At 59.7% G+C, this 21,357-nt stretch carries 17 protein-coding genes and 4 tRNA genes; 7 read left to right on the top strand and 14 right to left on the bottom strand.

All coding sequences use genetic code 11. The annotated features are described in order from the left end of the window. The first annotated feature begins 77 nt into the window (after positions 1 to 77). Positions 78 to 1,208: a carbon-nitrogen hydrolase family protein gene (locus INT12_RS17150; protein ID WP_193040139.1), complete on the top strand. Its 1,131-nt coding sequence runs from the start codon at positions 78 to 80 to the stop codon at positions 1,206 to 1,208. Positions 1,209 to 1,212: 4 nt separating this feature from the next. Further along, positions 1,213 to 2,247 carry an AraC family transcriptional regulator gene (locus INT12_RS17145; RefSeq protein WP_046485428.1) on the top strand — a complete coding sequence of 345 codons (1,035 nt, stop codon included), beginning with the start codon at positions 1,213 to 1,215 and terminating at the stop codon, positions 2,245 to 2,247. A gap of 8 nt (positions 2,248 to 2,255) precedes the next feature. Here INT12_RS17145 and INT12_RS17140 read toward each other — a convergent pair whose 3' ends face one another. Further along, positions 2,256 to 2,435: a hypothetical protein gene (locus INT12_RS17140; RefSeq protein WP_126585751.1), complete on the bottom strand. Its 180-nt coding sequence runs from the start codon at positions 2,433 to 2,435 to the stop codon at positions 2,256 to 2,258. A 143-nt stretch (positions 2,436 to 2,578) separates the two neighbouring features. Here INT12_RS17140 and INT12_RS17135 point away from each other — a divergent pair, with 143 nt between their 5' ends. After that, complete coding sequence (locus tag INT12_RS17135) at positions 2,579 to 3,583, top strand: transketolase-like TK C-terminal-containing protein (RefSeq protein WP_079444228.1); 1,005 nt, start codon at positions 2,579 to 2,581, stop codon at positions 3,581 to 3,583. A 108-nt stretch (positions 3,584 to 3,691) separates the two neighbouring features. Here INT12_RS17135 and INT12_RS17130 read toward each other — a convergent pair whose 3' ends face one another. Beyond that, positions 3,692 to 4,162, bottom strand: a complete 471-nt coding sequence (locus tag INT12_RS17130) for a MarR family winged helix-turn-helix transcriptional regulator (protein ID WP_108525050.1) — start codon at positions 4,160 to 4,162, stop codon at positions 3,692 to 3,694. Positions 4,163 to 4,307: 145 nt separating this feature from the next. On the opposite strand from INT12_RS17130, the gene aceE reads away from it, so the two are divergent. Further along, positions 4,308 to 6,968, top strand: coding sequence for a pyruvate dehydrogenase (acetyl-transferring), homodimeric type (gene aceE / locus INT12_RS17125; protein ID WP_193058938.1), 2,661 nt, complete (start codon positions 4,308 to 4,310; stop codon positions 6,966 to 6,968). Position 6,969: 1 nt separating this feature from the next. Here aceE and INT12_RS17120 read toward each other — a convergent pair whose 3' ends face one another. Beyond that, positions 6,970 to 7,770, bottom strand: coding sequence for a DUF2242 domain-containing protein (locus tag INT12_RS17120; RefSeq protein WP_169884918.1), 801 nt, complete (start codon positions 7,768 to 7,770; stop codon positions 6,970 to 6,972). 89 nt (positions 7,771 to 7,859) lie between these two features. Continuing rightward, positions 7,860 to 8,759, bottom strand: a complete 900-nt coding sequence (locus INT12_RS17115; protein WP_046382850.1) for a LysR family transcriptional regulator — start codon at positions 8,757 to 8,759, stop codon at positions 7,860 to 7,862. A gap of 120 nt (positions 8,760 to 8,879) precedes the next feature. On the opposite strand from INT12_RS17115, the gene INT12_RS17110 reads away from it, so the two are divergent. Continuing rightward, positions 8,880 to 10,046, top strand: coding sequence for an MFS transporter (locus tag INT12_RS17110; RefSeq protein ID WP_193040137.1), 1,167 nt, complete (start codon positions 8,880 to 8,882; stop codon positions 10,044 to 10,046). A 48-nt stretch (positions 10,047 to 10,094) separates the two neighbouring features. On the opposite strand, the gene INT12_RS17105 is transcribed toward INT12_RS17110, so the two are convergent. The 10 genes from INT12_RS17105 to INT12_RS17060 form a co-directional block, all read right to left on the bottom strand. Further along, positions 10,095 to 11,969 (bottom strand): SurA N-terminal domain-containing protein, encoded by a 1,875-nt coding sequence (locus INT12_RS17105; RefSeq protein ID WP_193040136.1) that lies wholly within the window; start codon positions 11,967 to 11,969, stop codon positions 10,095 to 10,097. 233 nt (positions 11,970 to 12,202) lie between these two features. Beyond that, on the bottom strand, positions 12,203 to 12,475 hold the full coding sequence (locus INT12_RS17100) for an HU family DNA-binding protein (protein WP_003174819.1): 273 nt from the start codon (positions 12,473 to 12,475) through the stop codon (positions 12,203 to 12,205). A gap of 148 nt (positions 12,476 to 12,623) precedes the next feature. Continuing rightward, the gene (gene lon / locus INT12_RS17095; RefSeq protein ID WP_017848145.1) at positions 12,624 to 15,020 is read right to left on the bottom strand and encodes an endopeptidase La; all 2,397 of its coding nucleotides are present in this window, start codon (positions 15,018 to 15,020) and stop codon (positions 12,624 to 12,626) included. A 161-nt stretch (positions 15,021 to 15,181) separates the two neighbouring features. Next, positions 15,182 to 16,465: an ATP-dependent Clp protease ATP-binding subunit ClpX gene (clpX, locus tag INT12_RS17090; RefSeq protein ID WP_017848146.1), complete on the bottom strand. Its 1,284-nt coding sequence runs from the start codon at positions 16,463 to 16,465 to the stop codon at positions 15,182 to 15,184. Positions 16,466 to 16,577: 112 nt separating this feature from the next. After that, positions 16,578 to 17,213, bottom strand: coding sequence for an ATP-dependent Clp endopeptidase proteolytic subunit ClpP (clpP, locus tag INT12_RS17085; protein ID WP_017848147.1), 636 nt, complete (start codon positions 17,211 to 17,213; stop codon positions 16,578 to 16,580). A 91-nt stretch (positions 17,214 to 17,304) separates the two neighbouring features. Further along, positions 17,305 to 18,615, bottom strand: a complete 1,311-nt coding sequence (tig, locus tag INT12_RS17080) for a trigger factor (protein ID WP_046382846.1) — start codon at positions 18,613 to 18,615, stop codon at positions 17,305 to 17,307. A 400-nt stretch (positions 18,616 to 19,015) separates the two neighbouring features. After that, positions 19,016 to 19,091, bottom strand: a tRNA-His gene (locus tag INT12_RS17075). Positions 19,092 to 19,168: 77 nt separating this feature from the next. Next, positions 19,169 to 19,253 (bottom strand) — tRNA-Leu (locus INT12_RS17070). A gap of 57 nt (positions 19,254 to 19,310) precedes the next feature. Next, positions 19,311 to 19,386, bottom strand: a tRNA-His gene (locus INT12_RS17065). Positions 19,387 to 19,418: 32 nt separating this feature from the next. After that, positions 19,419 to 19,495 (bottom strand) — tRNA-Arg (locus INT12_RS17060). 275 nt (positions 19,496 to 19,770) lie between these two features. Between INT12_RS17060 and folD the strand changes: the two genes are divergently transcribed. Then, positions 19,771 to 20,625 carry a bifunctional methylenetetrahydrofolate dehydrogenase/methenyltetrahydrofolate cyclohydrolase FolD gene (gene folD, locus INT12_RS17055; protein WP_017848149.1) on the top strand — a complete coding sequence of 285 codons (855 nt, stop codon included), beginning with the start codon at positions 19,771 to 19,773 and terminating at the stop codon, positions 20,623 to 20,625. A 141-nt stretch (positions 20,626 to 20,766) separates the two neighbouring features. Further along, entirely contained in the window at positions 20,767 to 21,051 is a 285-nt protein-coding gene (locus INT12_RS17050; RefSeq protein WP_017848150.1) for a hypothetical protein, read from the top strand. Positions 21,052 to 21,357 lie beyond the last annotated feature (306 nt).

Here is a 21,357-nt window from a genome sequence, read left to right as displayed (position 1 = left end):
CAGCGCCTCTTGGCAAGCCGAGCCGCGGGCCCTACCCTAGTCGCGAACCCTGCACTCGGTCTGTTGTCTGTTCCCCCATGCGTAAACTTCTCGCTTTTACCGTCACCCTGGCGCTGGTTGCCGCCGTCGCCGCCTATCTGGCCTGGACCCAGGAACGCCCCGTGGCGCATTACCTGTCCGACCTGCGCATCACCCTGGCCGTCAACGAAGGCCAGCCTGCCGATCGCGGCAACCTGCTGGGCATTCAGCCGGAACTGTTCCCCGGCGACTACCAGAGCCTGGAACGCCTACACCTGAAGCTCGCGGCCTACCTGCAAACGGCGCGAAACCAGGGGCTGATCAATGAAAAAACCATCGTGGTGCTGCCGGAACATATCGGCACCTGGCTGATGCTCAGCGGCGAAAAAAACGAGCTGTATCAGGCGACCCACCTGAAAGATGCGATGAACTGGCTGTCGATCAGCAACCCGCTGCAGTTCATGCGTGCCTGGATCAGCGCCACCGGCGACAACCGCATGGACGACGCGTACTTGCGCATGAAAGCCCCGGCAATGGCGCGGGACTACCAAGTGCTGTTCGGCGGCCTGGCCAAGGAGTTTGGCGTGACCCTGGTGGCCGGTTCCATCGCGTTGCCCAACCCCAGCGTGAGCGAGGGGCAACTGCAGGTCGGGCATGGCGCGCTGTACAACGCCAGCCTGGTATTTGCGGCCGATGGCCTGCCCCTGGGCCAGCCGCAGCGTCAGCTCTACCCGATCTACGACGAGCGCGGCTTCATTGCGCCCGGGGATGAAAACACCGTCAGCGTGGTCGACACCCCGGCCGGACGCCTGGGCATCCTGATCGGCAGCGACAGCTGGTACCCGGACAACTACCGCAAGCTCAATGAGCAAGGTGCAAGGTTGATCGCAGTCCCCGCGTTTGTTATCGGCCGCGACACCTGGGGCCGCCCTTGGCGCGGCTTCAAAAGCGTGTCGACGCCCGCGGAAATCAGCCTCAAACCCGAAGAACTCAGCGAAGGCGAAGCCTGGCGGCGCCTGACCTTGATCAGCCAGCCGCCCATCAGCCAGGCCATCGCGGGCATGAGTGTGTTTCTGCGCGGGCAGTTCTGGGACCTGGGCAGCGCCGGCCAGAGCTTTCTCAGCAGCAACGGCCAGGTGTTCGCCGACGGCGACGCCCGTGGCGCGCGCTTGCTGAATATCTGGCTGTAACGCCGTGAAGCCGGTACGCCTGGGGGATCTGTCGGTGGGCTTCGTGCACACCCTGGCCGACGCCATCAGCAGCCACGGCCTGGACCCGCAACCGCTGTTGCTGCAATACGGCCTGGACCCGCTACGGCTCGCCGAAGCCGGCGCGCGCTTGTCGATCCCGCGTTACATGCGCCTGGGCCATGCTGCCATTCAACTGACCGGCGACCCGGGCCTCGGCCTGCGCATGGGCCAGTCGAGCCGCTTGAGCCAGGCCGGCCTGGCCGGTGTCACGGCCGCCCAGGCGCCCAACGTGCGCGAAGCGGCCCGCACGCTCACGCGCTTTGAAGCGCTGTACGGCTCCAACTATCGCGGGCAGTCGAGCTTTCATGAAGACGCCGAAGGCGCGTGGCTGCGTTTCTACTCCATCAGCCCGTATAACGCCTATAACCGCTTTGTGGTCGACTCGATCATCGCCGGCTGGCTGCACCAACTGTCGAGCCTGGCCCAGCAGCCGGTACAGGCGCAGCGCATCGAGATCGAATTCGAAGCACCGGACTACAGCGAACAATACAGCGTGCTGGGTGACAGCCCGGTCCACTTCGGCGCCGAGGCCAATCAACTGCGCCTGAGCCAGACAACCCTGGCGCTGCGCAACCCGGAGCATTGCCCGAGTACCTGGCAACTGCTGTTACAACTGTGTGAAAGGGAGTTGGAGCAGTTGACCCGCACCCGCAGCCTGCGCGAGCGCATTACCCGCTTGCTCGGGCCGATGCTCAATGGCGGCCGGGAACCCGACCTGGAAGAAGTGGCGGCGCGCTTGAAGCTGCCGACCTGGACCCTGCGCCGCAAACTGGCCGATGAAGGCACTCAGTTCCGGGCGATCCTCAACGATACCCGCCGCGACCTGGCCATGACCTATATCCGCGATACGGAACTGGCATTCGGCGAGATCGCCTACTTGCTCGGTTTTGCCTCGGCCCAGGCCTTTCAACGGGCGTTCAGGCGATGGAACAACCAGACCCCAGGGGAATTTCGCCGCAGTCAGCGGCAATCCGCCTGAAGCCGGTCTTACAGCTCAGTAGCGTCGTCGGCGGGGTCCAAAGGGTCCCATTCAAAGGCCTGGTACTCCAGCAGTTCTTCTTGGTAATCGTCCATGGTGAACTCCTTTTTGAGTTGAAAGCAGCCGCAGGTAAATGACCTGCACAGCCAGCCTAATGTGCCGTGATGACGGAAAAATGTCGGTGTCATGACGTTCCTGCACGTTCAGATTAAACGTAGCAGCGTTGTGCGGATTTAGCACTGGGTCATCGAAAAACAATTGCAACCATTGCAATTGCAATTATAAGTCGATTTCCCTTAGGGTAAGCCTCCCTTGCCGAGGAGTCAGACCGATGATTGCCACCACCGCGCACGCCGCACAGCTTTGCTGTGATGCGTTGAACCAGGCCGGACATACACGAAGTTCGCCATTGCACACCGTCATGAGCATGGCCAACACCCTGGAAGCCAGCCGGCAGGCCTGGGTGATTCGCGGCCAGTCCCGTTCCCGGCGCGTGGGCAGTTGGCCCGTCTGGTTTGCGCGCAAAACTGCGGAAAAACCGTTGCTGTACCTGCACAGCGCGGTGTCGTCGGCACAACTGTGTGCCTTGTCGGCCGAGACGGCACAGCGCGGCATCCTGTGCAACGACATCGAAACCCAACCCTCGGCCTGGCCCAAGGGCGCACAGCCTTCTCTCCCGCTGTGGCTGGCGAGCAATCCGCATTGCACACCCTACGATCCTGCCACGGGTGAGGAAGTCCGGGCGATTGTGCTGGCGGGACTGCGCACCTTGTATATCGACGGCAAGCCCGGGTTTTACTACCTGGCGCTACATGACGACGACAACGCAGTACCGTTGACCGAGCAGGACCGTGAAGATGCGCTCAAGGGTATGTATCCGCTCCAGCGCGATGCCCCAGGGGACGTGCGCTTGCTCGGCGCAGGTCGGGCGCTTGAAGAGGTCGTGCAGGCCAAACGCTTGTTGGCAGAGGACTGGAATATTACCGCGCAGCTGTGGAGTTGCCCCAGCTACACGCGGCTGGCCCGAGAAGCCGCGGCCGCCGAACGCTGGAATCGCCTGCACCCCACCGCCCCCAGACGCAGCAGCCACTTGCGCGAGTGCCTGGCCGGGAATGCCGCGCCGGTGATTGCAGTGACCGGCTATGCACAGCCGATTGTCGACCCGTTGGCGGCTTACGTGGATGCGCGGTTCGTGGGGCTGGGCGCGGGCTCGGTACAGGCATCGGCGCCCAGTCGTTATTGGATTGCGGTGTCTGCATTGAGCGCCCTGGCGAAGGACGGGCTTATCGCTGCACAGCAGGTCGAACGGGCGATGAAGCGCTACTCACTGCAATGAGCCGGAATGCGAACAACGGCGCGAGGGGCTTGCTCCCGATAGCGGTGGGTCAGTCGACAGCTGCCTGTGATCGGGACCACGCCATCTTCCACGTTGAATCGTCGTGTCTCAGGATTTGCGCCGGCTACGGACCTGCACACCGGCCTCCATCGCCAACCCGGCAGTACGTTCCAGGGCTTCGGCAAACCCCTGGCGCTGCTCCGGTGCGATCTGCGACAGGAACAGCTCATCCACCGTGCTTTCGTAGATGCCCCACATCTTTTTGCGCAACACCCGGCCGGCCTCGGTGATCGTGGCAAACGCGGCACGGCCGTCGCCGTCGGAGCGGGAGCGCACCACCAGGCCGTCTTTTTCCAGGCGGTCCACCAGGCGCGTCAGGTTGTAGCGCTCGATGGCCAGCACATCGGCCAATTCATGCATGCGCCGAGTACCTTCGGGGCCGCTTTCCAGGCCCCACAATGCGTCGTACCAGGCGTAGGGCGGCAGGTCGGCCGCAGCCAGGCGCCGCTCGATTTCACGGATGACCGTCCTGTGGGCCCTGACAAAACGGAACCAGACATCAGGCTCTTTCGACGACATGCAACACCATCCGGGGAATTTCAAGAAGGTTGCAATAGTAGCTCATCCCGCGCTAGATTCAGACATGTAGTTGCAATTGCAACTATATGCGCGCCGCTCCCACAAGGAGCACGCTGCTTGATATTCGCCGACCCTGGAGCCTCACATGACCCCGAATACCGCAGTAAGACTGGACGACGACCCACAGGAAACCCGCGAATGGCTGGAAGCCATCGAATCGGTGCTGTCCACCGAAGGCCGCCCGCGTGCCCACTACCTGATCGACCAGTTGCTGGATTTCGACGTGGCGCAACATGGTGACGTCTACGGGCGGGTAACCACGCCCTACATCAACACAATCCCGCTGGACCGCCAGTTGCCCTACCCTGGCAACCTGGCCCTCGAACGCCGCACCAGTGCGTTTATCCGCTGGAACGCCATGGCCATGGTGCTGCGCGCCGGTAAACACTCCGGCGTCGGTGGGCATATCGCCACCTACGCGTCGGCCGCCGTGCTGTATGACGTCGGCTTCGACCACTTTTTCCGTGGGCGCACCGACACCTTCGATGGCGATCTGGTCTACATCCAGGGCCACTCCTCCCCCGGCATCTACGGCCGCGCGTATCTCGAAGGCCGCATCAGCGAGGCCCAGCTCGACAACTTCCGCCGCGAAACGGGCGGTGCGGGCTTGTCGTCCTACCCGCACCCACGGCTGATGCCGGATTTTTGGCAATTCCCCACCGTGTCCATGGGGCTCGGACCGATCACCGCCGCCTACCAGGCGCGCTTTATGCGCTACCTGGAGTTGCGTGCGCTCAAGCAGCACCAGGGCCGCAAGGTCTGGGCGTTCCTCGGTGATGGCGAAATGGACCAGCCGGAATCCCTGGCCGCCATTTCCCTGGCCGGGCGTGAAAAACTCGACAACCTGATCTTCGTGGTCAACTGCAACCTGCAGCGCCTGGACGGCCCAGTACGCGGCAATGCCAAGGTGATCCAGGAGTTCGAAAGCCTCTACCGCGCGGCCGGCTGGAATGTGATCAAGGTAATCTGGGGCGGCGGCTGGGATGCACTGCTGGAAAAAGACCAGAGCGGGCTGCTGCGCCAACGCATGATGGAGTGCGTGGACGGTGATTATCAGAACTACAAATCCCAGGACGGCGCCTACGTGCGCGAACATTTCTTCGGCAAATACCCGGCGTTGCTGGCATTGGTTGCGGACCTGTCAGACGAGGACATCTGGAAACTCTCACGCGGCGGTCATGACCCGGACAAGGTCTATAACGCCTATGCTGCCGCCATGAGTCATTCAGGCCAACCCACGGTGATCCTGGCGAAAACCGTCAAGGGCTTCGGCATGGGCGAAGCCGGCGAAGGCCAGAACATCAACCATCAGCTGAAAAAAATGGGCGCCGACGCCGTCAGAGCGTTCCGTGATCGCTTCGGCCTGGAAGTCCCCGACAAGCAGTTGGCTGAAATTCCTTACCTCAAGCCGGCTGCCGACAGCGAAGAGGCGCGCTACTTCGCCGCCCGGCGCCAGGCGTTGGGTGGCTACGTGCCGGCGCGCCACAGCGCCGTCGAATCGCTGCAGATTCCTGAACTGAGCGCTTTCGCGACCCAGCTCAAAGACACCGGCGAGCGCGCCATCTCCACCACCATGGCCTTTGTGCGGATCCTCGGCACACTGCTCAAGGACCCGCACCTGGGCAAGCTGATCGTGCCCATCGTGCCGGACGAATCACGCACCTTCGGCATGGAAAGCCTGTTCCGTCAGATCGGCATTCACTCCGCCGTCGGCCAGCTCTACACCCCACAAGACGCCGGGCAACTGAGCTACTACAAAGAGAGCAAGGACGGACAGATCATGCAGGAAGGTCTGAATGAGTCCGGTGCGATTGCCTCCTGGATCGCGGCGAGTACGTCCTACAGCAACCATGCTCTGATGACCGTGCCCTTCTATATTTTCTACTCGATGTTCGGCTTCCAGCGCGTCGGCGACCTGGCCTGGGCGGCAGGCGATGCCCGGGCACGCGGCTTCCTGCTGGGTGCCACGGCCGGGCGCACCACCCTGATGGGCGAAGGCTTGCAACACGATGATGGGCATAGCCATATCCTGGCGTCGGTGATTCCGTGCTGTGTATCGTATGACCCGACTTTTGCCTACGAACTGGCGGTGATCATTCGCGAAGGCATGCGGCGCATGTATGTCGAGCAGGAGGACATTTACTACTACATCACCCTGCTCAACGAGAACTACCCGCACCCGGCAATGCCCGAAGGCGTGGAAGAAGGCATTCTCAAGGGTTTGTATCCGCTGAGCACACACCAGCAGGCACAGGTGCAATTGATGGGCAGCGGTTCGATCCTGCGGGAAGTGATCGCCGCGGCAGCGTTGCTCGACAAGGATTTCGCCGTACACAGCAGCGTATGGAGTGCGCCCAGCCTGACCGAGCTGCGCCGTGACGGGCATGAAGCCGAACGCTGGAACCTGTTGCACCCGGAACACGAGCCGCGCTTGAGTTACGTCGAGCAATGCTTGGCCGGGCATACGGGTCCGGTGCTGGTGGCCACTGACTACATGAAGCTGTTCGCCGACCAGATCCGCCCCTTTGTGCCGAACCGACGCTTTGTAGCGCTGGGCACGGACGGCTTCGGGCAGTCGGATACCCGGGAGGCCTTGCGCGAGTTCTTCGAGGTGGACCGGCATTTCATTGTGCTGGCGGCACTGAAGGCGCTGGCCGATGACGGGCTGATAGGTCGCGAGAAACTCAGTGAGGCGATCAGTCGCTACGGGATCAATGTCGACAAGACCAATCCCGTAGCGGTCTGACTTACTGCGCGGGCGTCGGCAGGGGCGGAATCGCCTCTGTCGGCGGCGGCAGGTCCGGCGTGGTTGGCGCAGGTGCCGGTGCCGGCGCAGGGCTCGGTTCTGCCTGCGGGACGATCGGCGCAGGCTCCGGTGCCGGTGTAACCGGCGTCGAGACGGCCGGCGCTACAGGTTCTTCCTTCGGCGCTGGCACCTGCTCCGCTGCCGGGGCAACTTTGGGTTCCGGCACCCCCAGTTCAGCCTTGGGCTGTTCGGGAATATGTTCGGTCTTCTTCACCTCTTGGGGCAGGAACACATCCACCAGCGCGAAGTAGCGCTCGTAGAACTTCGGCGCCGAGACAGTCTCACTCGCCACCTTCACCATCGAGTCGTCGGTGGAGCCGATCGGCATCGACACCGAGCCCAGCACACCCACACCCAGGCTGGCGGAGTTGTTGACCTTCTTCAGCGCATAACGATCCTGCAGGGCGTTGGCAAACATCGTCGAGTGGCTTTTACCTTTGCCATCATTGGCACACACCACATTGAAGCTGATCTGCATGTGAGTTTCGCCGGTCTGCTGGAAACTCTTGTTACCCACCACCAGCTTCGGATCGCTGCTGGTGATGATGTAGCCCTGGCTCAGCAAGGCACGGCGTGCGGCCTCGCACGCGGCGATGTCACTGACCGGGTAATTACGGGAGAACGTACCGGAGTCGTCGAAATTTTCGTGCTCGTAAACAGCGGTCTTGGGTGACGAGCAGCCCGTGGCGCCCGCCAACACCAGCGCCAACCCGAGGCTACGCAAGTGAAATGATGTCGACATTGAAAATCCTGAGGAAAACGGTCTGGGCGGTATTGTGCAACAGAACGAGGCCTTGGCGCGCGCATTCCTGTCGATAAAACGTCACAAGCCTACACAGCGGTGCCTGCAGGGAAAAGCCCGGCGCACATATGGTCAATAAACACGCGCAACTTGGCAGATGCATGACGACTTGACGGCCACAGTATCCAGAAACTGCCACGGTGTTCGAGATAATCATCCAACACCCGTAGCAAGCGCCCCTGCCCCACGGCCTCGTTGACCATGTAGTCGGGCAGACAGGCGATGCCCAATCCCTCGTGTACCACATGGTTGAGGGACTCAATGGTGGTACTGACCAGCGGTGTACGCAAGGTCGGCTCGGCGGCGCCCGGCAGGTGACGCAACGGCCAGTTTTCCAGCTTGCCGGTGGCGCAGAATTTGTGCCGCAGGCACGCGTGATCGTTGAGATCCTGCGGTTGCTGCGGGGTGCCGTGTTGAGCGAAGTAGCCCGGCGTGCCCACAAGCACCAACTGGTAATAGCCCAGATGCCGCGCCATCAAGCGCGAATCTTCGGGCTTGCCTGTGCGAATCACCGCATCGAAACCTTCCTCGATCACGTCCACCATGCGGTCGGAAAAATCCACATCCAACTCGATATCCGGGTAGGCGCGCATAAAGTCGCTGAGCACCGGCATCAACAAGCCGCGTACCTGCGGCAGGCTGACGCGCAACTTGCCGCGCGGCGTGGCGCTGGCGTCCGTCAATTCCTGCTCGGCCGCCTCGACCTCGGCCAGAATGCGCCGCGAACGCTCAAGAAACAGCGAGCCTTCGCTGGTCAGGGTGATACTGCGCGTGCTGCGGTGAAACAGCCTGACGCCCAGGCGCTCTTCCATGCGCGCGATACTTTTGCCCACGGCCGACGACGATACCCCCAGCACGCGACCGGCGACGGTGAAGCTGCGCGTCTCCGCCACCTGCACAAATACCGACAGGCTGCTCAAGCTGTCCATGATCACGCCTCGACTGATTACGGACACCTACGTCCGCTAAGTTCGGAACCTTAGCCTGTTTTTCCGCACAGCACAGCCCCTTACTCTGCCGCCTTGCCCCTTTTATATGGATCAAGCGTCATGAGCGACAACCCTTCACTTACCCATTGCCCGGCGAACGCCGAGCCTGACGTGCTGCCGCTGGGAGGCTTGTTGGCCCTGGCTTGCGCGGGTTTTATCACCATCCTCACCGAAGCCATGCCCGCGGGGCTCCTGCCGCAGATGGGCGCAGGCCTGGGTGTGTCGCCCGCCCTGGTTGGCCAACTGGTCACGCTCTACGCACTCGGATCATTGCTCGCGGCCATCCCCTTGACGCTGCTGACGCGGGGTTGGCGCCGACGCCCCCTACTGCTGGTGGCCATTGCTGGCTTCGCCCTGGTCAACAGCGTGACGGCCATATCCAGTCACTACGGGCTGACCCTGGTAGCGCGCTTTTTCGCCGGGGTATTCGCCGGGTTGCTCTGGGCCCTGTTGGCCGGTTACGCCAGTCGTATGGTCGCCCCCCACCTGCAAGGCCGGGCGATTGCCATCGCAATGCTTGGCGCACCGCTGGCCCTGACCCTGGGCGTGCCGGCCGGCACCCTGCTGGGCACCCTCGTTGGCTGGCGCTTGAGTTTTGCGATCATGACCGGGCTGACGCTGGCATTGCTGCTCTGGGCGCGCTGGCAACTCCCGGACTTCGCCGGCCAAGCAGCACAACAACGCCTGGGCCTGCGCCAGGTGATGAGGTTGCGCGGTATTCGCCCGGTGCTTTGGGTGACCTTTACCTACGTGCTGGCGCACAACATTCTCTACACCTACATCGCCCCCCTGCTGGAGCCCGCCGGCATCCAGGCCGATATCGACCGGGTACTGCTGGTGTTTGGCCTGACGGCGTTGTTGAGCATCTGGCTGGTGGGCCTGCTGATCGATCGATGGCTGCGCCCGCTGGTGCTACTCAGTTGCATGCTGTTTGGCCTGTCGGCGCTGGCGTTGGCGTTCTGGATCGACTCGCCGGCGATCATCTACATCGCCGTCGCGGCCTGGGGGCTGGCATTCGGTGGCCTACCGGCCTTGCTGCAAACCGCCCTGGCCAAGTCGGCGGGCGAGTCGGCGGACGCCGCGCAGTCGATGCTGGTGACGGTATGGAACCTGGGCATTGCCGGTGGCGGTCTGGCGGGCGGGTTGTTGTTGCAGAGCTGGGGCGTGCTCGCGTTTCCCTGGGCGGTAGTGGCGTTGATGTTGCTGGCCCTTTGCAAACGCGCATGAAAAAGCCCCCGGTCTTTTCAGGCCGGGGGCTTTTAATTCAAACCGAGATCAGTACTTCTTGATCTCAGCCTTGGTTTCCAGCTGCTTGCGGTACGCCGCGAAATCCTGCTGCCCAACACGGGAAGCGAGGAAACGGCGGTATTGCGCCTTCTCATCGTCCGATGGAGCCGCCGCTTCGGTGACGCCGTTCAAGCGCACGATCACCAGGCTGCCATCAGCGAGGGTCACGGTGGCGAAGGTCGGCTTGTCCTTGGACGCAGGCTTGGGCATGCGGAACAAGGCTTGCAGCACCACCGGGTCGATCGTTTCCTGGCTACGGGTAGCCGCTTCGGTGACTTTCCAGGCCTGGCCATCAACGGGCTGGTTCAGCGGGGTCTTGCCATCACGCAGGCTGGCGATCAACTCGTCAGCGTGAGTCTTGGCGGCCGCGCTGGCGCGCTCCTTGGTCATCTGGGTGCGGATCGCCGCTGCCACGCTTTCCAGCGGCAGTTGCGTAGGCTTCAGATGCTCTTTGGCCCGCAGCACGATGATGGTTTCCGGGTCGAGCTCGATGGCGGTGCTGTTGGCACCCTCATCCAACACTTCCGGGCTGAACGCGGCAGTGACCACGGCACGGTTGGCCGCGACACCCTCACCGCCTTCGCGACCAAACGGCGCAGAGGTGTGAACGGTCAGCTTCAGATCGGAGGCCGGCTGAGCCAGGTCGGAGGCTTCGAACGCCGCATCTTCCAATTGCTTGGTCGCTTCGACAAAACGCTGTTCAACCTGTTGGTTCTTGAGCTCGTGAGTCAGCTTGTCTTTCAGGCTGGCGAACGATGGCACTTCTGGCGCTTCAACGCCCAACAGCTTGATCAGGTGCCAACCGAAGGTGCTGCGCACCGGTGCCGAGACCTGGTCCTTATTCAAGGCGTACAGGGCAGCTTCGAAGTCCGGATCGTAGACGCCAGGACCGGCAAAACCAAGGTCACCGCCATTGCTGGCCGAACCCGGGTCCTGGGAGAACTCCTTGGCCAGGGCTTCGAACTGCTCACCCTTGGCCAGGCGCGCCTGGATTTCCTCGATCTTGGCCTTGGCTTGAGCGTCGGTGACCTTGTCGTTGACTTCAATCAGGATGTGCGCCGCACGACGCTGCTCAGCGAGGTTGGCGGTTTCTTTCTCATACGCTGCCTGCAGTTCATCGTCCTTGACGGTGACCTGGTCGAAGAAAGACGACTTCTTCAACTCCAGATAGTCGATGACCACCTGGTCCGGGGTCATGAACTCTTTGGCGTGCTGGTCGTAGTAAGCCTTGACCTCGTCGTCGGTGAGTTTCACCGCCGCAGGGTTGGCCTTGATATTGACGGTGGCGAAATCGCGGGTCTGTTTTTCCAGGCGGGCGAATGCCAGCACCTGCGCATCAGTCACGAAGGCGCTACCGAGGATGCCCAAGCGAGTCTGCTCAATCAGCATTTGCTGGGTCATCATCTGACGGAACTGCAGACGGCTGTAGCCCAGTTGATGGATCACCTGGTCAAAACGCTCGGCGTTGAACTTGCCGTCCACCTGGAACTCCGGCGTCTGCAGGATCACTTGGTCCAGCGCGGCGTCAGAGAAGGCAAACTTGGAATCAGCGGCACCTTGCAGTACCAGCTTGCGATCGATCAGGCTCTTGAGCGCCGCGTCGCGCAGCAGTTTTTCGTCCAGCAGGGAAGCATCGAAATCCTTGCCCATCTGTTGCATCAGTTGGCGACGTTGCATGTCGACGGCCTGGCTCAGTTCGGTCTGGGTGATTGCTTCACCGTTGACCTTGGCCACGTCCTGCTTGGTGTTGGTCGAAGCCTGAAAAATAGCCTCGATACCGGTGAACGCCATCAATGCGACGATGATCCCGATAATGGTCTTGGCAATCCAGCCTTGTGAATTGTCCCTGATATTTTGCAGCATGCGTCCCCCAGAAACGGTTGAACTTCAAAAATTGGCAACCGTGGAGCGTGGGTAGAGTCCGGATAGAAGAAAGGCGCATCCGAGGATGCGCCTTCTCTCGTAACTGGCGGAGCGGACGGGGGTTAGAACCCACACCCCCGGCGTGGTGACCCGATGGATACGTGGGTCAGCTGCCGCTCCGCTGCCAGGCCAGACCTGCGTCGGACCCGGGTAGGTAAAGGCTTGATCGAGGCTTAGTTAACGGCTTCTTTCAGGGCTTTACCGGCTTTGAAACCTGGTTTCTTGGCAGCAGCGATTTGCAGTGCTTTGCCAGTCTGTGGGTTACGGCCAGTGCGAGCTGGGCGGTCAGTCACAGAAAAAGTACCGAAGCCTACCAGTACCACCGAATCGCCGGCCTTCAGAGCGCCAGTGACGGATTCGATTACTGCGTCCAGCGCACGGCCAGCAGCAGCTTTCGGGATATCAGCGGATGCGGCGATAGCATCAATCAGTTCCGACTTGTTCACTCTAAGTCCCCTTATATATCTATTGAGTATGATTCTAAGTTTTTTGGTGAAAGCAAAAACCAGTGCTGAATGGCCTACAGACACTTAAGAGCCGCTTTATAACAAGGGCTCTAAAAAGCTGTCAAGGAAGCCCCCAGGCTTTAACGCATTAATGCGTGCTAATTCTTTCCTTGGAATCAGACTCGCGCTTTTCGTCCTTCGCGACTATCTCCGGAGCCACATCCGGCAAGGGCTCCGGCGCGTATTGCAGCGCAATTTGCAGGACCTCGTCAATCCATTTAACCGGTTTAATCTGAAGATCTTGCTTGATATTGTCAGGAATTTCCTTCAAGTCGCGGACATTCTCTTCAGGAATGATCACGGTCTTGATTCCACCCCGGTGTGCGGCGAGCAATTTTTCTTTCAGACCACCGATGGCCAATACCTGGCCACGCAGGGTGATTTCCCCGGTCATGGCCACATCGGCGCGTACCGGAATGCCGGTCAGGGCCGATACCAGGGCCGTACACATGCCTACGCCAGCGCTAGGGCCGTCTTTCGGGGTCGCCCCCTCCGGCATGTGGATATGGACGTCGTGCTTCTCATGGAAGTCCAGGGGAATCCCCAGGCTCCGAGCACGGCTGCGCACCACGGTCTGCGCGGCGGTGATGGATTCGACCATCACGTCACCCAGGGAACCGGTCTTGATCAATTGGCCTTTGCCCGGGATCACCGCGGCTTCGATGGTCAGCAACTCGCCACCCACCTGGGTCCACGCCAGGCCAGTCACCTGCCCTACCTGATCCTGCTGTTCCGCCAACCCGTAGCTGAATTTACGCACGCCCAGATAGTGCTCCAGCACATCGGCGGTGATCTTCACCGAGAAGCGTTTTTCCAGCGCATGTTCCTTGACCGCCTTGCGGCAAATCTTCGCAATCTGGCGCTCAAGCCCCCGTACACCGGCCTCGCGGGTGTAGTAACGCACCATATCGCGGATCGACTCGACCTCGAATTCGATCTCGCCTTTTTTCAGGCCATTGGCCGAAATCTGCTTGGGCGCGAGGTATTTGACGGCGATGTTGATCTTCTCGTCTTCGGTGTAACCCGGCAGACGAATCACCTCCATCCGGTCCAGCAACGCTGGCGGAATGTTCATGGAGTTGGAGGTACACAGGAACATCACGTCGGACAGGTCGTAGTCGACTTCCAGGTAATGGTCGTTGAAATTGTGGTTCTGCTCGGGATCGAGCACTTCGAGCAAGGCCGATGCCGGATCGCCACGCATGTCGCTGCCCATTTTGTCGATTTCATCGAGCAGGAACAGCGGGTTGCGCACGCCGACCTTTGTCATCTTTTGAATCAATCTTCCTGGCATCGAACCGATATATGTGCGGCGATGACCACGGATTTCCGCCTCATCACGCACGCCGCCAAGGGCCATTCGCACGAATTTACGGTTGGTGGCATTGGCAATCGACTCGGCCAGGGAGGTTTTACCCACACCCGGCGGACCGACCAGGCACAACACCGGGCCACGAATTTTCTTCACGCGCTTTTGCACGGCAAGGTATTCGAGAATGCGTTCTTTGACTTCTTCGAGGCCGTAATGGTCGGCATCGAGGATATCTTCGGCGCGAGCCAGGTCCAGGCGCACCTTGGTCTGAGCCTTCCACGGCACCTGCACCAACCAATCGATGTAGGAACGAACCACGGTGGCTTCGGCCGACATCGGCGACATTTGCTTGAGCTTGTTCAGCTCGGCGTTGGCCTTGGTCAGGGCGTCTTTCGGCAGGCCGGCGGCATCGATGCGCTTTTTCAGCTCTTCGATTTCGTTGTGGCCTTCCTCGCTGTCGCCGAGTTCTTTCTGAATGGCCTTCATCTGCTCATTCAGGTAGTACTCGCGCTGGCTGCGCTCCATTTGTTTCTTCACGCGACCACGAATGCGCTTTTCAACCTGCAGCAGGTCGATTTCGGCATCGAGCAGCGCCAGGACGTGTTCGACACGGGCCGGCAGGTCGATGATTTCGAGGATGTCTTGCTTCTGCTCGATTTTCAGCGCCATGTGCGCGGCCATGGTGTCGACCAGGCGGCTAGGCTCATCAATGCTGTTGAGGGAAGACAGGACTTCAGCCGGGACTTTCTTGCCCAACTGCACATACTGCTCGAATTGCGAGAGCAGGCTGCGTACAAATACTTCGGACTCGCGCTCCGGGGCCTCGACTTCGTCGATCAGTGCCACTTCGGCGCGCAGGTGGCCGTCCACCTCCATGAAGCGCTCGACCGCACCGCGCTGCTCACCTTCCACCAACACCTTGACAGTGCCGTCGGGCAGCTTGAGCAATTGCAGGACAGTCGCAACGGTACCGACGCGATACAGGGCGTCTTCGCCTGGATCATCATCAGCAGGATTTCTCTGGGCCAACAGCAGGATCTGCTTGTCGCCCGTCATCGCGGCCTCGAGGGCTTCGATAGACTTCTCGCGCCCCACGAACAGCGGGATAACCATGTGCGGATAGACGACGACATCACGCAACGGCAGGAGAGGCAATTCGATGGTTGTCTTCATGATTTCGCCTCTATGACAGTTGAAAAGTAAGCATGAAACCAAGATGGGGGCTGCCGGCAAAAAAAACAAGCTCAATGCCAGCAGTTAAATGCAGGAAAAACACGCCCTTAAAACAAAAGGGGCCCCTAAAGGCCCCTTGTTGTTATGCAGCAGCCGGACGCTTACGCGTCTGGCGCAGCCTTGGCAGCCGGCTCACTGTTTTCATAGATATACAGTGGCTTGGACTTGCCTTCGATAACACTTTCGTCGATCACCACTTTGCTCACCTCGGACTGCGAGGGGATTTCGTACATGGTGTCGAGCAATACGCCTTCGAGGATCGAACGCAGGCCACGCGCACCGGTTTTGCGCTCCAGTGCCCGCTTGGCCACTGATTTGAGTGCGTCGGTACGGAACTCGAGGTCTACGCCTTCCATTTCGAACAGCTTGGCATATTGTTTGGTCAGGGCGTTTTTCGGCTCGGTGAGGATCTGAATCAGAGCAGCCTCATCCAGCTCGTCCAATGTCGCCAGGACCGGCAGACGACCAACGAATTCCGGGATCAGACCAAACTTGACCAGATCGTCAGGTTCGACTTCACGCAGGGACTCGCCCACCTTCTTGCCTTCTTCCTTGCTGCGCACTTCCGCACTGAAGCCGATGCCGCCACGGGTGGAACGGTTTTGAATAACCTTTTCCAGACCGGAGAACGCACCGCCGCAGATGAACAGGATATTGCGCGTATCAACCTGAAGGAATTCCTGCTGTGGATGCTTGCGGCCGCCTTGTGGCGGTACGGAAGCAACCGTGCCTTCGATCAGTTTCAACAAGGCTTGTTGCACGCCTTCACCGGAAACATCCCGAGTGATCGACGGGTTGTCGGACTTGCGCGAAATCTTATCGATTTCGTCGATGTAGACGATACCCATCTGGGCCTTCTCTACGTCGTAGTCGCACTTCTGCAGCAACTTCTGAATGATGTTCTCGACGTCCTCACCCACGTAGCCAGCCTCGGTGAGGGTGGTGGCGTCGGCGATGGTGAACGGAACGTTCAGCAGGCGAGCGAGGGTTTCCGCAAGCAGGGTTTTACCCGAGCCTGTAGGACCGATCAGCAAGATGTTGCTCTTGCCGAGCTCGACTTCGTCGTTTTTCTTGTCACGCTGGTTCAAACGCTTGTAGTGGTTGTACACCGCTACGGCCAGAACCTTTTTTGCACGCTCTTGACCAATCACGTACTGATCAAGGATGCCGCTGATTTCTTTAGGCGAAGGCAATTTATGCGCGCTGCTTTCGGCCTGGGCTTCCTGCACCTCCTCACGGATGATGTCATTGCACAGGTCGACGCACTCGTCGCAGATAAAGACCGAGGGGCCGGCAATCAATTTGCGTACTTCATGCTGGCTTTTGCCACAGAAGGAGCAATAGAGCAGCTTGCCGTTGTCCTCGCCGTTGCGGGTGTCAGTCATTCGTTCGATCCAAATCCGATAGGCTTGCAACACAAGATGAAGGCTTATGCGGGCTTTTTCAAGCCCGCAGGTGATCGGACTTGCCGACCTGGCCTATTTTGAGCTGCTTATATTAAGCGGGGCGCTTGTCAATCACTGCGTCGATCAACCCGTAATCACGCGCGGCTTCGGCGCTCATGAAATTGTCACGGTTGGTATCACGCTCGATTTCTTCCAAGGTGTGCCCGCTGTGCTTGGCCATCAGCGTGTTAAGACGCTCACGAATAAAGAGGATTTCCTTGGCATGGATTTCGATGTCCGATGCCTGGCCCTGGAAACCGCCCAGTGGCTGGTGAATCATCACGCGCGAGTTCGGCAGGCAGTAACGCTTGCCTTCGGCACCTGCGGTCAGCAGGAAAGCGCCCATGCTGCAGGCTTGGCCAATGCAGGTGGTCGACACGTTTGGCTTGATGAACTGCATGGTGTCGTAGATCGACATGCCCGCGGTCACCGAACCGCCCGGCGAGTTAATGTAAAGATGGATGTCCTTGTCCGGGTTTTCCGCTTCAAGGAACAGCAGTTGCGCACAAATCAGGTTGGCCATGTAGTCCTCTACCGGCCCCACCAAAAAGATCACTCGCTCCTTGAGCAGGCGCGAGTAGATGTCGTAGGCGCGTTCGCCACGAGCGGACTGCTCGACAACCATCGGGACCAGGCCGCCTGCGGCCTGGATATCAGAGTTCTGCTGAATATAGGAATTACGGAACATGCTCTGCAGTTACTCCCAAATAGTCATGTCTTGAAAACGCATAAGCCAGCGCGAGGCTGGCTTATGGTTGTATTTCAAACGAGTTGGACAATCAGTCGGCTTGTGCTGCTTCCGCCGGCTTGACTGCTTCTTCGTAAGAGACCGCTTTATCGGTCACCTTAGCCTTCTGCAGAACAGTATCCACAACTTGTTCTTCCAGCACAACCGAACGTACTTCGTTCAGTTGCTGGTCGTTCTTGTAGTACCAAGCCACAACCTGCTCAGGCTCCTGGTAGGCCGAAGCCATTTCCTGGATCATTTCACGAACGCGGTCTTCGTCAGGCTTGAGGTCGAACTGCTTGACCACTTCAGCCACGATCAGGCCCAGCACGACGCGGCGCTTGGCTTGCTCTTCGAACAGCTCGGCCGGCAGTTGGTCAGGTTTGATGTTGCCACCAAACTGCTGAACGGCTTGTACGCGCAGGCGATCCACTTCGTTGGACAGCAAAGCCTTAGGCACTTCGATCGGGTTGGCGGTCAGCAGACCGTCCATGACCTGGTTCTTGACCTTGGACTTGATGGCCTGACGCAGCTCGCGCTGCATGTTCTTGCGAACTTCGGTGCGGAAGCCGTCGATGCCGGTTTCCTTGATGCCGAATTGAGCGAAGAACTCTTCGTTCAGCTCTGGCAGCTTAGGCTCGGACACGCTGTTGACCGTCACGGTGAACTCGGCGGCTTTGCCGGCCAGGTCCAGGTTCTGGTAGTCAGCCGGGAAAGTCAGGTTCAGAACGCGCTCTTCGCCGGCTTTTGCGCCAACCAGGCCGTCTTCGAAGCCCGGGATCATGCGGTTGGAACCCAGCACCAGTTGAGTACCTTTGGCGGAGCCGCCAGCGAATGCTTCGCCGTCAACCTTGCCCACGAAATCGATGTTCAGCTGGTCTTCGTTCTGGGCAGCACGTTCGGCCACTTCGAAACGGGTGTTCTGCTTGCGCAGGATTTCCAGCATGTTGTCCAGGTCGGCATCAGCCACTTCGGCGCTCAGGCGCTCGATCGCGATACCGTCGAAGCCGGCAACTTCGAACTCTGGGAACACTTCGAATACAGCAACGTATTCCAGGTCCTTGCCCGCTTCCAGGGACTTAGGCTCGATCGAAGGCGAACCAGCCGGGTTCAGCTTTTGCTCGACAACCGCTTCGTAGAACGACGCCTGGATCACGTCGCCTACCGCTTCCTGACGCGCATCAGCACCAAAACGGCGCTTGATTTCGCTCATTGGCACTTTGCCTGGACGGAAGCCAGCGATCTTGGCCTTTTGGGCAGTCTGCTGCAGACGCTTGTTGACCGCAGTCTCGATGCGCTCTGCCGGCACGGTGATGCTCAGGCGGCGCTCGAGAGCAGTAGTATTTTCAACAGAAACTTGCATGGATATTCCTCGTTGCACAGACGTTAGCCGGCCGTTTCCGACCCCAGAATCAAGGGCATGCATTCTAGTGGGTCAAACTCAAGAAGTCACCCTACTGGAAACGGGTAAAAAAACAGCAGGCAATTTATCGGTACGAAGACACTGTTGCGCCTCGCCCCGGTGACAAATACAGCCAATCGCGCCAGGGCTCTGCGCCGACCCTTCTATATATAGAAGAAGTCGCCAATCATCTCCCTGACGGCCGCCCCTGCGAACAGGACCGGCAGGCAGCGCGGCATCATCGAGACACATAAATACGACGAAACGCCCTGCCTTGCGACCCAGAACCTGCAGCCGCGGAATACTCGAACCACTAAAACAAAAAAGGCGCCAGACTGTTAAATCTGGCGCCTTTCGAATATGGGGTGGACGAAGGGGATCGAACCCTCGACAACGGGAGTCACAATCCCGTGCTCTACCAACTGAGCTACGCCCACCATATTGCGTTAACAAAGAAACCAAACCACTTCTTTGTCGAGCCTGACCCCGCCTTCCGGCCGGGCAAAGCTTTAATTGGTGCGGATGAAGAGACTCGAACTCTTACGCCTCGCGGCGCTGGAACCTAAATCCAGTGTGTCTACCAATTCCACCACATCCGCGCTTGAAGCTCTTAAAGCAAAGGCGCCAGATGATTAATCTGGCGCCTTTTCAAAATATGGGGTGGACGAAGGGGATCGAACCCTCGACAACGGGAGTCACAATCCCGTGCTCTACCAACTGAGCTACGCCCACCATCTAACGCTACTTGTGCCAAAGCTGCCTAATGGCGCACCCGGCAGGACTCGAACCTGCGACCATCCGCTTAGAAGGCGGATGCTCTATCCAGCTGAGCTACGGGCGCCTGATTAATCTGTACTCTTGGAGGATTACAAACTAAGTGCTTCCAGCCTTGCAGAACAACAATCCTGCTAGACCTTCTTAACCAGTGCTAGGCTGTGCCCGACAAGTGCGACGAATAGTATAGACGCGCCGGAAAGCCGTCAAATCTTTTTTGAAAAAAATTCATTTTATTTAAGGGGTTAGGCCAATTTGCAGACCAAGCGCCTTTGCCCCCACGTCTTGGCATGCGAGAATGCGCGCACTTTTCTTCCCCCTCTCGATGGTTAATCACGCGTAATGACTGCACAACTTATCGACGGCAAATCAATCGCCGCCAGCCTGCGCCAGCAGATCGCCAAACGCGTCACCGAGCGTAGCCAGCAAGGCTTGCGCACGCCTGGCCTCGCGGTGATCCTGGTCGGCAGCGATCCTGCGTCTCAGGTTTATGTCTCGCACAAGCGTAAAGACTGTGAAGAGGTCGGCTTTATTTCCAAGGCCTACGACCTGCCTTCCGAGACCACCCAGCAGGCCCTTACCGACCTGATCGACGGCCTCAACGATGACCCGAACATCGACGGCATTCTGGTGCAACTGCCATTGCCCGCGCATCTGGACGCCTCCCAGTTGCTCGAACGCATCCGCCCGGACAAAGACGTCGACGGCTTCCACCCGTATAACGTCGGCCGCCTGGCCCAGCGCATCCCGCTGCTGCGCCCATGCACGCCCAAAGGCATCATGACCCTGCTGGAAAGCACCGGCGTCAACCTTTACGGCCTCGACGCCGTGATCGTCGGCGCCTCCAATATCGTCGGGCGCCCGATGGCCATGGAACTGCTGCTCGCCGGCTGCACCGTGACCGTGACCCACCGCTTCACCAAGGACCTCGCCGGTCACGTCGGCCGCGCCGACCTGGTGGTAGTGGCTGCCGGCAAGCCGGGCCTGGTCAAAGGTGAGTGGATCAAGGAAGGCGCGATCGTCATCGACGTCGGCATCAACCGCCAGGCAGACGGCAAGCTGGTCGGCGACGTGGTGTACGAAACCGCCCTGCCCCGTGCCGGCTGGATCACCCCGGTACCGGGTGGCGTTGGCCCGATGACCCGTGCCTGCCTGCTGGAAAACACGCTGTATGCAGCGGAAACCCTGCACGGCTGATCGACAGCCGCGCTGAAAAGAGCCCTGCCTTGTCGCAGGGCTTTTGGTTTCTGATGAACCTCACGCTCTGCTATCGTGCATCCGCGGCTGACATCTTCGGCACCCGCCAGATGCCGCAGGAACCCCAGGAGTGCTTTCGCCATGCGCAACCTACATGCCGCCCCTCTGCTGATCCTCATCGCGGTATTGATCCCCGCTTGCACCACCCAACTGACTGAAGCGGGCAAACAGGTCAACCTCGTCACGGCCTCATCCGCCCACGCTTGCCACGTCGTCAAAGCCTTCACGGTGCAGGGCTCATCCAACGGCGACGCTCTGAACACCGCATTCAATAAAGCCGCCGAGGTTGGCGCTGACAGCCTGAGCATCGTCAATGTGGGGGACGCTGGCAAAATGCAGGTAGCCGCCTTGAACTGCCGACGCTGACGGGTTTGCCCAATAGAGCACGCACCCGAACATCCGGCTCGATCACCCAGCTGCAGCACCCGGTTTCGCGTTTCTTCGACATCCTTTTCACCCGCCATCGACAGGATCGGGCGCAACTTACCTCTACTCCTTTGAAAATCCCCATTAGACCCGCCCTCATAGCGGGCCTTTTTTTGCCCGCGATGGGCTACAAGCCTAACCAATCATCGCCTTACAGCCTTTATTTAAAGGCTCTCTATCGTTTTCTGATCCATACTCCTAAAATGTAACGTCATTTTTCATAAAGCCCGTTGCAGAACGGTATTT

The sequence above is a fragment of the Pseudomonas sp. K8 genome (genome assembly GCF_014889455.1).
In the GTDB taxonomy this organism is placed as follows: domain Bacteria; phylum Pseudomonadota; class Gammaproteobacteria; order Pseudomonadales; family Pseudomonadaceae; genus Aquipseudomonas; species Aquipseudomonas veronii.
This window is presented reverse-complemented; position numbering and strand designations above follow the sequence as displayed.

What these genes read in the sequence shown, in the direction of transcription:
- INT12_RS17140 (WP_126585751.1), bottom strand. Translation starts at nt 2,435, where the DNA reads ATGACACCGACATTTTTCCGTCATCACGGCACATTAGGCTGGCTGTGC.
- INT12_RS17135 (WP_079444228.1), top strand. Translation starts at nt 2,579, where the DNA reads ATGATTGCCACCACCGCGCACGCCGCACAGCTTTGCTGTGATGCGTTG.
- INT12_RS17105 (WP_193040136.1), bottom strand. Translation starts at nt 11,969, where the DNA reads ATGCTGCAAAATATCAGGGACAATTCACAAGGCTGGATTGCCAAGACC.
- aceE (WP_193058938.1), top strand. Translation starts at nt 4,308, where the DNA reads ATGACCCCGAATACCGCAGTAAGACTGGACGACGACCCACAGGAAACC.
- clpX (WP_017848146.1), bottom strand. Translation starts at nt 16,465, where the DNA reads ATGACTGACACCCGCAACGGCGAGGACAACGGCAAGCTGCTCTATTGC.
- INT12_RS17050 (WP_017848150.1), top strand. Translation starts at nt 20,767, where the DNA reads ATGCGCAACCTACATGCCGCCCCTCTGCTGATCCTCATCGCGGTATTG.
- INT12_RS17150 (WP_193040139.1), top strand. Translation starts at nt 78, where the DNA reads ATGCGTAAACTTCTCGCTTTTACCGTCACCCTGGCGCTGGTTGCCGCC.
- INT12_RS17130 (WP_108525050.1), bottom strand. Translation starts at nt 4,162, where the DNA reads ATGTCGTCGAAAGAGCCTGATGTCTGGTTCCGTTTTGTCAGGGCCCAC.
- clpP (WP_017848147.1), bottom strand. Translation starts at nt 17,213, where the DNA reads ATGTTCCGTAATTCCTATATTCAGCAGAACTCTGATATCCAGGCCGCA.
- INT12_RS17115 (WP_046382850.1), bottom strand. Translation starts at nt 8,759, where the DNA reads ATGGACAGCTTGAGCAGCCTGTCGGTATTTGTGCAGGTGGCGGAGACG.
- lon (WP_017848145.1), bottom strand. Translation starts at nt 15,020, where the DNA reads ATGAAGACAACCATCGAATTGCCTCTCCTGCCGTTGCGTGATGTCGTC.
- tig (WP_046382846.1), bottom strand. Translation starts at nt 18,615, where the DNA reads ATGCAAGTTTCTGTTGAAAATACTACTGCTCTCGAGCGCCGCCTGAGC.
- folD (WP_017848149.1), top strand. Translation starts at nt 19,771, where the DNA reads ATGACTGCACAACTTATCGACGGCAAATCAATCGCCGCCAGCCTGCGC.
- INT12_RS17110 (WP_193040137.1), top strand. Translation starts at nt 8,880, where the DNA reads ATGAGCGACAACCCTTCACTTACCCATTGCCCGGCGAACGCCGAGCCT.
- INT12_RS17120 (WP_169884918.1), bottom strand. Translation starts at nt 7,770, where the DNA reads ATGTCGACATCATTTCACTTGCGTAGCCTCGGGTTGGCGCTGGTGTTG.